Origin of the sequence: Salinibacter sp. (genome assembly GCF_042218895.1) — a bacterium.
Lineage (GTDB): Bacteria > Bacteroidota > Rhodothermia > Rhodothermales > Salinibacteraceae > Salinibacter.
Window position 1 is genome coordinate 1 of the sequence record NZ_JBDGQQ010000173.1, and the last position, 10,008, is coordinate 10,008.

Below are 10,008 nucleotides of genomic sequence, written 5' to 3' on the forward strand. Positions count from 1 at the left end.
CGAGCCGCTCGGGCTCGTTGGTCGAGACTGGAAGGGGCATGGCAGGATGCTCAGACAGCAAAGAAACTGTGTAATTCCTAACCAGTGCCGAGCGGCGGAGTTGGAGAAGGACCCAGAAATTCTTGTACTGAATTCGGTCCTCTCCGCAATTCCGGATACAGTTGAGTCCCGATAGCGGACGGCACTGCTTTCAGTTGTCCGTTCGCCCCCTCTGAGCGATTCAGGCGGACGGAATTTCGGGGGGCGTAGGGTCGGCCCGCTTCTGCAACGCTGCGCCGCCGTAACGTCCACCTGCCCTGGGGAACCGAGTGGCGCGTCACCCCGCGACACCGTCCACAGGACTCTGGGATGCGCTCTGTTCTGACCGTTCTTCTCGCTCTGTCGTTCGTCCTTCCCGCCTCCGGCCAGTCGGGGTCTGATCCGGGCACGGCCGGTTCCCTTGCGGGATTTAGTGAAGAGGCCCAGGCCCTGGCGCGGCAGGTTCGCCAGTCCGTCGTACAGGTCAAGGTCCGACGGGTGCAGGGGCTCCAACGCCCCGGCGGAGAGGCCCCGCTGTCCAAGGTGTCGGCGAGCGGATCCGGCTTTTTCGTGGGGTCGGAAGGATACATCGTCACGAACGCGCACGTCGTGGCGAAGGCCACCGAGGTGTGGGTGCAGCGCGCGGCCCCTCCCCCGCCATCCCCAGGAGAGAAGTCCATCCTTCGTCCCCGCGGGGCGCTCCTGGATGCAGAGATCGTCGGGCTCGACACCGAGACCGATGTCGCCGTGCTGAAGGTGTCTGGGGAGGGCTACCCAACGCTTTCCTTTGGCAACTCCGATCGGCTGCGTCGAGGGCAGGTCGTCTTCGCGTTCGGGAGTCCGATGCGGCTCGAAAACTCCATGACGATGGGAATCGTCAGTGCCACTGCCCGACAGCTACGCTCGGGGGACCCGATGATCTACGTGCAGACCGACGCGCCCATCAACCCGGGAAGCAGCGGGGGCCCGCTCGTCAATCAGGAGGGGAAGGTCGTGGGCATCAATACATTCAACGTCTCAAAATCTGGCGAGAGTGCAGGGCTCGGGTTTGCCGGGCCCAGCAACATCGTGGAAGCGGTCTACCGGCAGATTCGGGCCCACGGACATGTGCGCCGGGGCGTGGTCGGCGTGAACGCGCAGACCATCACGCCGGAGCTGGCCCAAAAGCTCGGTGTCAGCCAGGGGTACCGGGTCGTTCTCGCGGACGTGCTCCCGGGCAGTCCCGCCGAGCGAGCGGGGCTGCGACCGGGGGACATCGTAACCCACCTCGATGGTGAGCGGATGCACAACGCCCGCGAGTTCGACGTAAACCTGTATCCCAAGGCGGGAACAGTCGTGGAACTGGGGCTCGCCCGCAGGGACTCGACGTTCGAACAGCGCGTTCGGGTGGTGCAACGCCAGAATTCCTCCGCCCAGCTCGCGGAGATGGCCGACGCCGAAGATCACCTCGTCGGACGGCTCGGCATCCTGGGCCTTCCTCTCTCCGATGAAGTAGCCCAGCGGGTCCCCACTCTCCGCCTACCGTCCGGCGTAGTCGTAGCGGCCAGCAACCGTCCGCCCGCGCCCTGGGGCGACCAGCTGCGCCCCGGGGACGTGATCTACACTGTCGACGACGAGCGCGTCACGAGTCCTGACAGCCTTCGTTCTGTACTCCGCGACAAAGACAGTGGCACACGCGTTCTAGCGCACGTGCTCCGCGACGGGCGCATGCACTACCTGGTCCTACCCGTAGAGTGACTCTTCTCTGGGCTCACAGAGGCGACCCTCGTCGGACCGAGAACGCTCCCGATGTGCCGAAACAGCCCGACTCCGTGCTCGCGACGGGGGGCGGCACGGTCGGCCTCCGGGAACTGGCCGGAACGCGTTTCCCGGGGATCCAGAGGGGAGAGGGGGCCCTACTCGAACACGACCGACACCTCCAGGGGGATCTCGAGGGCCTGCACGATCGTGAGCGCTTCGGGCCGCACTTCGAACCCGCACTCGGCACAGTCGCTGCGGTAGCCGCAGAACAGGTCAACGTCGATATCCTCCTCCGCGGCGAGGGCCCGAAAATACTCCTGGTGGGGCCGCACCTGCTCCCACAGCCAGTTCAGATGCTTACTCAAAGGCGCTCCTCGGGATCGGGGAGACTCCAGTGCCCACAGGTCCTTGGGCCAGGGGCGGCCCAGAAGTCCTGGATCGCCGTGCTCATGCTGATGGGTCGGCGTCAGGCCGGTGACCGCCTCGATCTCGTCGTGTCGGTCGGCCGCACACATGACGCGGAGGGTGGCAGAGAAGCCAAACCGGACCTTTTCGTTCGGGGCGTTGCGAGACATGGATGCAGTGATTGGGTTGTCGCCAGGTTCCAGCCCAGACAGGAAAAACAGAAAGGTCGACGCTCCAGCACGTACTCGTCCGTCCGTCTCTCGGTATACAGTCGGACCGGGCCGTTACACCAACGAGGGGGATTCCTGCGGGCACACCTTCCCGAGGACGTTGGCCGGGACCATGACAGATGGGATGGAGGCAGGACTGGAATTTTTGCCGGAGACCTCCGGCTTTTTCGATGAACTGATTAAGATGTCAACGGCCATGACGGGGACCTATCCAGGGTCCCCTCCGTTAGCGAATTGAATTCACCTACATGTTTCTCTCCCCAGTGCCAGCTCTGTGGGAGACACAATTATCGCCTTCGACTTGATTCTGAACCGCGATGGCACCGCATAATCCGCAGACGTCGAGCCAGGGTGAGGATTCGCCGGAGAATCGAGCGGAAGCCCTCGCGCAAGACCAGCCCGACTTCGCGGGGGCGGTCCTCGAGGCGCTCCCCGGAATTGTTGTCGTGTTTGACGACGAAAACCGGCTTGTCTGGGGGAACCAGAACCTCCAAGAGGCGACTGGCCACGCGGCGCAGACGCTTCGCGGAATGACACCCTCCACGCTGTTTGCGGACGCCAGCGTCCAGACGGTCCAACAGATTCTGGAAACGGTCCGGGCCGGTACCGAGCCCGCGGCCGAAGACGTCGCACTCGTCACGGAACGGGGCCGAACGGTTTCCTGCACGTTCACCGGTGAGCGTCTCCCGGACGGGGCGGAACGCGCAGGCTGGGTGGTCGGCGTCGGGCGGAACCCCTCCATGCTCGATGTGGAGGCGCAGGCCCTTCGTCGCGAGCGAGACCGGCTGGCGGCGCTGTACGCAGGCCTGCCGAGCCCGGTGGTGCACTACGAAGTCCGAGGCGGAGAAGCCATCGTCCAGGGCGTAAACACCAAATTTGAGGAGGTCTTCGGCGTGTCGCAGGGCGCCATCTCGGGACAGGCCCTGGACGCCCACATTGCGCCGGGGGAGCGGGCTCGTCGGGCCGAATCCCTCACCCGGCAGGTGGTCGAAGAGGGAAGTGTGCAGGCCGAGGTCATCCGCGATACGGAAGACGGCCCCCGCCACTTCCGCCTCAACTCGGTGCTTTTTTCCGGCGGCTCGCGGCCGGAGGGATACGCCATTTACACAGACATTACCCGGCAGAAGGAGCGGGAGCAGACGCTCCGGGACGAACAGCAGGCCCTGCGGTCGATGTACCGCACTACCGCCGACCAGGATGCCTCCTTCGAGCAGAAGGTACAGCGGCTGATTGACCTTGGACGCGAGTACCTGTCACTCCCGTATGGGTTTTTGACCCGCATCTCGGAGGACACGCAGGAAATTGTCCAGGCGTCGGGGACTCATCCCTTGCTTCAACCGGGAGAATCCTGTCCCCTCTCGGAGTCATACTGCCGGAAGACAATCCAGAAGGGGAGCTTGCTCGCCGTTCGGGATGCCCCCAACGAGGGATGGACGGGGGATCCGGCCTACGAGATGTTCGACCTTGGAACTTATATCGGCTCGCAGATCCTTGTGGGGGAGGAGCTCTACGGCACGTTCTGCTTTGCTGCCACTGAGGCCCGAGACACGGCCTTTAGCGAGCGGGAGCAGACCTTCGTGGAGCTGATGACCCGCTGGGCCAGCTACGAGCTCGAGCAGCGTCGCGCCACCGAGCGCCTGGAGCGCCAGAACGAACGGCTCGACAGCTTCGCGGGCCTCGTGACCCATGACCTCCGCAATCCTCTGAACGTGGCGAAGGGCCGTCTTGAGCTCGCCAGAGAGGAAGGGGAGGACGAGGAACCTCCGAGCCACCTGGCGGCCGTCGGCCGGGCCCTGGACCGGATGGACGCGATCATCGACGACGTGCTCACCCTTACCTGGGGCGACCAGGACCTCGGCGCCGAGGATCTGGAGCACTGCGATCTCGCCCGCCTGGTCAGAGAGTCGTGGGAGCACGTGGACGGGTCCGACGCCACCCTCCAAGTCGAAAGCGACAGGGTCGTACTACGTGCCGATCCGGCTCGGCTCCAGCGACTCCTGGAGAACCTGTTCCGCAACGCCGTAGAGCACGGCGGGGAGGCAGTGTCGGTCCGGGTCGGGGAGTTGCCGGGCGGCTTCTACGTGGAGGACGACGGGTCGGGCATTCCCGAAGAGAAGCAGGAAAAAGTGCTGGAGGGCGGGTACTCCTCCCAGGAGGAAGGCACAGGACTGGGCCTCTCGATTGTCCAGGGCATCGCGGAGGCCCACGGGTGGTCGATCTTGGTCACCGAGGGCCGGGAGGGCGGAGCGCGGTTCGAAATCACAGATGTCGATGTCGGCGACTGAGGTCGACCTCTCTGAGTTAAAGGCGGGCACCCGCGAGCTCGAGCCTGAGACGGTCGCCGTGGCCAAGATTGCCGAAAACGTAGCCGTGGCATGCGGGGTCGGGCCCCGGCGCACGGGAGCTGGCCGACGGCGAGGGCGCGTAGGCGCGGTGTCCCGGCTTATGCTGGGAGGTCCCGACGTTCCCCTCAGTAGAGAAGCCCCGCCTCAGCAATCAGCAGGGCTGCCGTGATGGTGAGCAGAATCCCCAGTCCAATCTCCATCCACCGATCCGGCACGCGCTCCGCCAGAGCGGGTCCAAACTGGGCCCCTATGATGACGCCGGGGACCGTAAACAGCAGGAGGTTTCCCATCGTCGTGAGCTTGTCTGGGCCATTCTGCATGAGCTGGACGACGTGCCCGGACGAGGCGGCCAGCGCAGTAACGGCGACAACGAAGACCGTCGTTGCAACCGATACGCTACTGGGCACGCGGCAGCGCTGTAGGAGAAAGTAGCTGTTCAGCTCGCCGAGCCCGGAGGACACCAGTCCCATGAAGAAGCCACCGACCCCCGAAATGAAGCATCCCTCCACCTTGTTGCAGACCGTATAACAAATTTCTTCGCCGCGGGCAGTTGTGAGGCAGGTCTCCGCCGTCTCCGGCGCCTCGCGCGCCAGTGCCTCCAGCCGGTTCACGATTGCCGTGCCGGGCGCCCGAAAGAAGCTCATGGCGACGGCGAGGAGCCCCATGCCCAACATGATCTTCAGGAGCGCCACCTCGACATAGTGGGACAAGGTGGTGCCAACAAGAGCCGCGGGAACGGTCGCCATGAGCAACGTGCCCCCAATCTTGTAGTCGACCAGCCGGCGCCGGATGTACGCGTACATGCCGCTGCTGAATCCAAACCCCTCTACCACGAGTCCGCTCGCGATGGCGAGTCGCGGCGAAAGCCCGAGCCCCAGAATGAACAACGGGGCGTAGAACGTAGCGCCGCCGATCCCCGAAGCCATCCCGACGGTCGTTACGACGATCCCGATGGGGAGCATATACCAGAACTCAAAACTCATGGCACGGGGGGCAGGAGCGTGACAGACGAAAACGCAATGCTCTTTGAGCCGTCGATGATCATCCCTACCGCCGACGTCGACATTGGAGTCTAGGCTCTTCCTTCATCCAGAACGCACAGTCGAGGACAATTGTAGGGCGTGGACCGTGAATCCGGGTCAGCGGGGATATCAGAACTCCAGAGGGACTCCGGCGCAGATTAGTGCAGCCCAGCCTCGAACAGAAGCAGGCTCGCCGTGATGGTGAAGAGGCCCCCGATCCCAATTTCCATGGCCCGGTCCGACACGCGCTTCGCAAGTTCGGGGCCGAGTTGCGCGCCAATTACGACGCCCGGCACCGTAAACAGCAGCAGATTGCCCATCGTGGACAGGCCCGTCAGCCCGCCCTGGGCGACCTGATAGACGTGCCCGACGGACGCGATGAGGGCCGTGATCGCCACCACAAAGACGCTCGTGGCCACCGCCACGCTACTGGGCACCCGGCACCGCTGCAGGAGAAAATACCCGTTCAACTCGCCGAGCCCCGAGGAGACCATGCCGACGAAGAGGCCGCCGATGCCGGAGATGAGTCGGCCCTCGGTGGTGTTGCAGACCGTGTAGCAAATCTCCTCGCCCTCCGCCGTCACGAGGCAGGTTTCCGCCGAGTCCGGGTCTTCGTTGGCCATCTCTTCGAGCGTCTCCTGCACCTCCTCGTCCGGAGCCCGCAGAAAACTCACGGCCACGGCAAAGAGCCCCATCCCGAGAATGATCTTCAGGATGTCGGCGTTGGCGTAGTGGGCCACCACGACGCCGATGATGGCGGCGGGCACGGTGGCCGACAGAAGCATGCCGCCGACCCGGTAGTCGATGAGCTTCCGCCGTACGTACGCGTAGACCCCGCTGCCAAACCCGAACACCTCCACGATGAGTCCCGATCCGATTGCCAGATCGGGCGAGAGGCCCAGGCCGAGAATAAACAACGGGGAGAAGAAGGTGGCGCCCCCGACTCCTGACGCCATCGCGACCGTTGCGATGAGAATGCCGACGGGGAGCATGTACCAGAACTCGAGACTCATAGGACGAGCAGGGGGGCGATTCGCAGAGTGTCCTGTGGCCGGACAGGCAGAGATCGGGTGGGGGGGTAGTCGTCTCGCCGGTCTATTCAGCGCTGGAGGGCTCTGCCTCGGTCGTCTTCTCCCGCACGGTCTGAACCGTCGAGTAGGCGCTGTAGGCAATGAGGCCGACCACGAGTCCATAGACCCAGAGCGGGAGGTTCTCCCCCGCAATGAACAGGTAGACGTACGCCGATAGCACACACAGCGCAGTGGCCACCACGGGGAGAAAGGGCGAGCGCCCCTGCCGGAGGTTGCGCACAAGCCATGCCACCGACAGCCAGAAGAACGGGATGGCCCCGACCGAGATGCTGCCGAAGATGAGCGGATCCACCCCGTACTGCGCGCCGAGGCTGAAGAACCACTCCTTGAAAGAGGCCCAGAGGCTGGCGAGAAGGAGGAGGGCAGGTAGACCCGTCATATTCGCGAGCAAGATCTGAAGGGAAAAGCGACATCATACGTCCTGCGGGGCGACCATTCGTTACAGAACATTGCTGGTCGTGGCCGGGCCGGCGACTCAAAACTTTCCGCGTGCCCCACGCCCCGGTTCCGTTCTGTTCAGTGTGACGGCCCTTCGAGTCCCGGCACGAAGATCCCACTGCCGAGCCGGCTCGTCGCAACATCGTCTGCCACGTTTGCGTGAGCAATGGCCCGTTTCCTCTTCGGCTCGGGGTCCTTGCCCTCTTCATCGCAGGCGCAGCGGTGCCGGTGCAGGCCCCGCCCGGCGACCTGGCTATGGAAAGTGTGACCATCACGGGGGAGGACCTAAATCGGGCCGTCCCGTTCTACCGCGACGCCCTCTCGTTCACGCCGGTGGACATCACCACGCTCGTCAGGCCGAACGCTCGTTCGTCTCCCCGAGCATCGTAGAGAGGAGGGTCTGAAGCAATACAAGCCGACCGGCCGAGGGGGAGCCCATCCCCACCGGACCGGGTGACCCGGGCGGATCAGTTCTTGGACGCTCCGGCACAGGTCCGCCAGGCCGACGATAATCGGGATGAAGACGACGAGGCACTCACGTTGGCCCGCAGTTCAAATCGAGTCGTGGCTCAACGTGGCTCACAGCTCAAGCCGGCTCACGGCTCAGTGAATTGCTTCTGGAGCGGAGGCTACGGCCCGCCGGGCAGCAACCCACATGCTTTGCGGTCGTTGCGCTGGAGGAGACCCTGCAGGTGGAGGCCCCCGCACCAACCCCAATCAGTCCATGGACCGACCGAGCCTGCACGCTGGTTGGGGGCAACGGAGACATACCGAGCCCGGCGGCTGCAGTAGTGTGTAAAAAGGGTCGACGATCCCCGTCACAGACGGGCTGGACTCGGGAAAAACGGATGACCAATGCAGTACTGGTTCGCGACCGTTCGAGGGGCGAGCGGGGGGCGCGAGACTGTTCTCGCTTCGGGGCCGAGACGGGAACCCCAAAGCGGTCGATGTTTCGGTTTTCTGTCTAGTGAGCGGCAACCGGTCCTTCACGCGACCACGCCGGACCGTACCGATTCCCGACACGTTAGTGACCCACCGCAACCGCCTACCTGAGGCTAACATGCTCGGGAGGCAGCAGAGCCCCCCGAACCGCTCTAACCGCATTCTGTCGCGATGTCTCCTCCGCCATGGGTCAGCACTTCTCTTCCGAGAACCTTTCCCTGAGCGACAAGACCTCCGTTCTTCTCGTCGAAGAAGCTCCCGGCGATGCTCACCGATTCGAAAAGTTCCTTCGGAAAAGCAGTTGGGAGGCCATACTCCGGCGGGTGCAGGGCCTGGACGAGGGGCTAACGGCTCTCCGGGAAGATCCCCCGGATGTCGTGATCGTAGACCTCAATCTGCCGGATGAAGACGGAACCACCGCCATTGAGCACTGCGCTGCCGCTGCCCCGCAGGTCCCGATTGTGGCGCTCACGAGCTCAGACGCCATGCCGTCGGCCCGGTCGATCGAAGAGGCCGGCGCCGCCGAGTATCTTCGGAAAGACCGCCTCACGCCCGCGCTGATCGGAAAGACGCTTCGGTGGGTCCAGAAGCAGAGGCAGATGCAGGACACCATCCGGAGGCAGGATGCTTGGTTTCGCTCGATGACCGACAACGTCTCGGAGGGTGTTTTTCGGGCCGGGCCGACCGCTCGGATCGAGTACGCAAACGAGGCCTTTGCCGCCCTCTTCGGCTACGATCGGGGAGAAGAGATGCAGGGGATCGACTTCACGACGCTGTACGCGAATCCGGAGCAGAGGGGCCGGATGATGGCCGGCGAGGGGGCAGAACGAGCTGAGTTATCGTTTCGGCGTCCGGACGGAACGACGTTCACGGGGCTGCTGAACGCCACGGCAGCACGGGACCCGAACGGGAAGATCCAGCACTTTGATGGGGTCCTCGTCGATATCGACGAGCGGAAGGAGAGAGAGCGAAAGCTTCGCGTCCTGTCGGGGGCTGTTCAGAAGGCCCAGGAGGCGGTGTTGGTCACGGAGGCCGCCCCGCTCGACGAGCCGGGGCCGCAGATCGTCTACGCCAACGAGGCCTTCGAGGAGATGACCGGCTACGCCGAGGAGGAGATCCTCGGTGAGACCGCGCGCGTCCTGCAGGGGCCGGAGACGGACCGGGCCGTGCTCGACTCGCTGCGTGCAGCCCTGGAGGCGGGGGATCCCTGGGAAGGCGAAACGGTCAACTACCGGAAGGACGGGACTCCGTTCTACGTGCAATGGAATGTGGCGCCGGTTCGAAATGAGAATGGAGACATCGAGCATTGGGTGTCCATCCAGCGGGACGTGACCGAGGAGCGAAACCGCGAGGAGAGGCTCCGCAGGCAGAAGAGCCTGCTCGAGCAGGCCCAGCGGCTGGCGGGGGCATGGGAGGTCGACCTCGAGGCCGAAGAGATGTCCTGGTCGGACAAGATCTACGAGATCCACGAGCTTGACCCCTCGGCGGAGCTGACCGCCGAGGAAAGCTTTCAATTCTGCGCGCCAGAGGCACGCCAAAAGGTCCAGGAGGCTTTTGAGCGGTGCGCCGAGGAGGGAGAGCCCTACGACCTGGAGCTCCCCATCGTCACCGCGGAGGGCAACCGGCGGTGGGTGCGCACGGTGGGCGCGCCGGCCGAGACGGAGGAGGGAGAGGTGACGAAGGTGGCGGGCGCCTTCCAGGACATCACCGAGCGGAAGGAGGCCGAGCGCAAGCTCCGGCGCAGCCGCGAGCGGTACCGGTCGCTCTTCCGGGACTC

The 10,008-nt window shown here is 64.5% G+C and carries 8 protein-coding genes; 4 read left to right on the plus strand and 4 right to left on the minus strand.

Annotated elements, in window-relative coordinates:
* Nucleotides 1-348 precede the first annotated feature (348 nt).
* Nucleotides 349-1,755: a trypsin-like peptidase domain-containing protein gene (locus tag ABEL04_RS14300; protein ID WP_375803075.1), complete on the plus strand. Its 1,407-nt coding sequence runs from the start codon at nucleotides 349-351 to the stop codon at nucleotides 1,753-1,755.
* A gap of 158 nt (nucleotides 1,756-1,913) precedes the next feature.
* Here ABEL04_RS14300 and ABEL04_RS14305 read toward each other — a convergent pair whose 3' ends face one another.
* Nucleotides 1,914-2,333 carry a DUF4279 domain-containing protein gene (locus ABEL04_RS14305; protein ID WP_375803076.1) on the minus strand — a complete coding sequence of 140 codons (420 nt, stop codon included), beginning with the start codon at nucleotides 2,331-2,333 and terminating at the stop codon, nucleotides 1,914-1,916.
* Between the two features lie 377 nt (nucleotides 2,334-2,710).
* Here ABEL04_RS14305 and ABEL04_RS14310 point away from each other — a divergent pair, with 377 nt between their 5' ends.
* The gene (locus ABEL04_RS14310) at nucleotides 2,711-4,678 is read left to right on the plus strand and encodes an ATP-binding protein (protein ID WP_375803077.1); all 1,968 of its coding nucleotides are present in this window, start codon (nucleotides 2,711-2,713) and stop codon (nucleotides 4,676-4,678) included.
* A 185-nt stretch (nucleotides 4,679-4,863) separates the two neighbouring features.
* Here the strand turns inward: ABEL04_RS14310 and ABEL04_RS14315 are convergent, their stop codons facing one another.
* The 3 genes from ABEL04_RS14315 to ABEL04_RS14325 all read right to left on the minus strand — a co-directional run bounded on the left by ABEL04_RS14315 (nucleotide 4,864) and on the right by ABEL04_RS14325 (nucleotide 7,230).
* The gene (locus ABEL04_RS14315; RefSeq protein ID WP_375803078.1) at nucleotides 4,864-5,721 is read right to left on the minus strand and encodes a sulfite exporter TauE/SafE family protein; all 858 of its coding nucleotides are present in this window, start codon (nucleotides 5,719-5,721) and stop codon (nucleotides 4,864-4,866) included.
* Nucleotides 5,722-5,918: 197 nt separating this feature from the next.
* Nucleotides 5,919-6,773, minus strand: a complete 855-nt coding sequence (locus ABEL04_RS14320; RefSeq protein WP_375803079.1) for a sulfite exporter TauE/SafE family protein — start codon at nucleotides 6,771-6,773, stop codon at nucleotides 5,919-5,921.
* A gap of 82 nt (nucleotides 6,774-6,855) precedes the next feature.
* Entirely contained in the window at nucleotides 6,856-7,230 is a 375-nt protein-coding gene (locus tag ABEL04_RS14325; protein WP_375803080.1) for a hypothetical protein, read from the minus strand.
* A 218-nt stretch (nucleotides 7,231-7,448) separates the two neighbouring features.
* Here ABEL04_RS14325 and ABEL04_RS14330 point away from each other — a divergent pair, with 218 nt between their 5' ends.
* Both ABEL04_RS14330 and ABEL04_RS14335 read left to right on the plus strand, forming a co-directional pair.
* A complete protein-coding gene (locus tag ABEL04_RS14330; RefSeq protein ID WP_375803081.1) occupies nucleotides 7,449-7,679 on the plus strand; it encodes a hypothetical protein in 231 nt (76 codons plus the stop codon).
* 737 nt (nucleotides 7,680-8,416) lie between these two features.
* The coding region (locus ABEL04_RS14335; RefSeq protein ID WP_375803082.1) for a PAS domain S-box protein at nucleotides 8,417-10,008 on the plus strand (1,592 nt) is incomplete at its 3' end.

Coding starts and splice junctions, on each gene's coding strand:
- ABEL04_RS14300 (WP_375803075.1), top strand. CDS start 349: ATGCGCTCTGTTCTGACCGTTCTTCTCGCTCTGTCGTTCGTCCTTCCC.
- ABEL04_RS14305 (WP_375803076.1), bottom strand. CDS start 2,333: ATGTCTCGCAACGCCCCGAACGAAAAGGTCCGGTTTGGCTTCTCTGCC.
- ABEL04_RS14310 (WP_375803077.1), top strand. CDS start 2,711: ATGGCACCGCATAATCCGCAGACGTCGAGCCAGGGTGAGGATTCGCCG.
- ABEL04_RS14315 (WP_375803078.1), bottom strand. CDS start 5,721: ATGAGTTTTGAGTTCTGGTATATGCTCCCCATCGGGATCGTCGTAACG.
- ABEL04_RS14320 (WP_375803079.1), bottom strand. CDS start 6,773: ATGAGTCTCGAGTTCTGGTACATGCTCCCCGTCGGCATTCTCATCGCA.
- ABEL04_RS14325 (WP_375803080.1), bottom strand. CDS start 7,230: ATGACGGGTCTACCTGCCCTCCTCCTTCTCGCCAGCCTCTGGGCCTCT.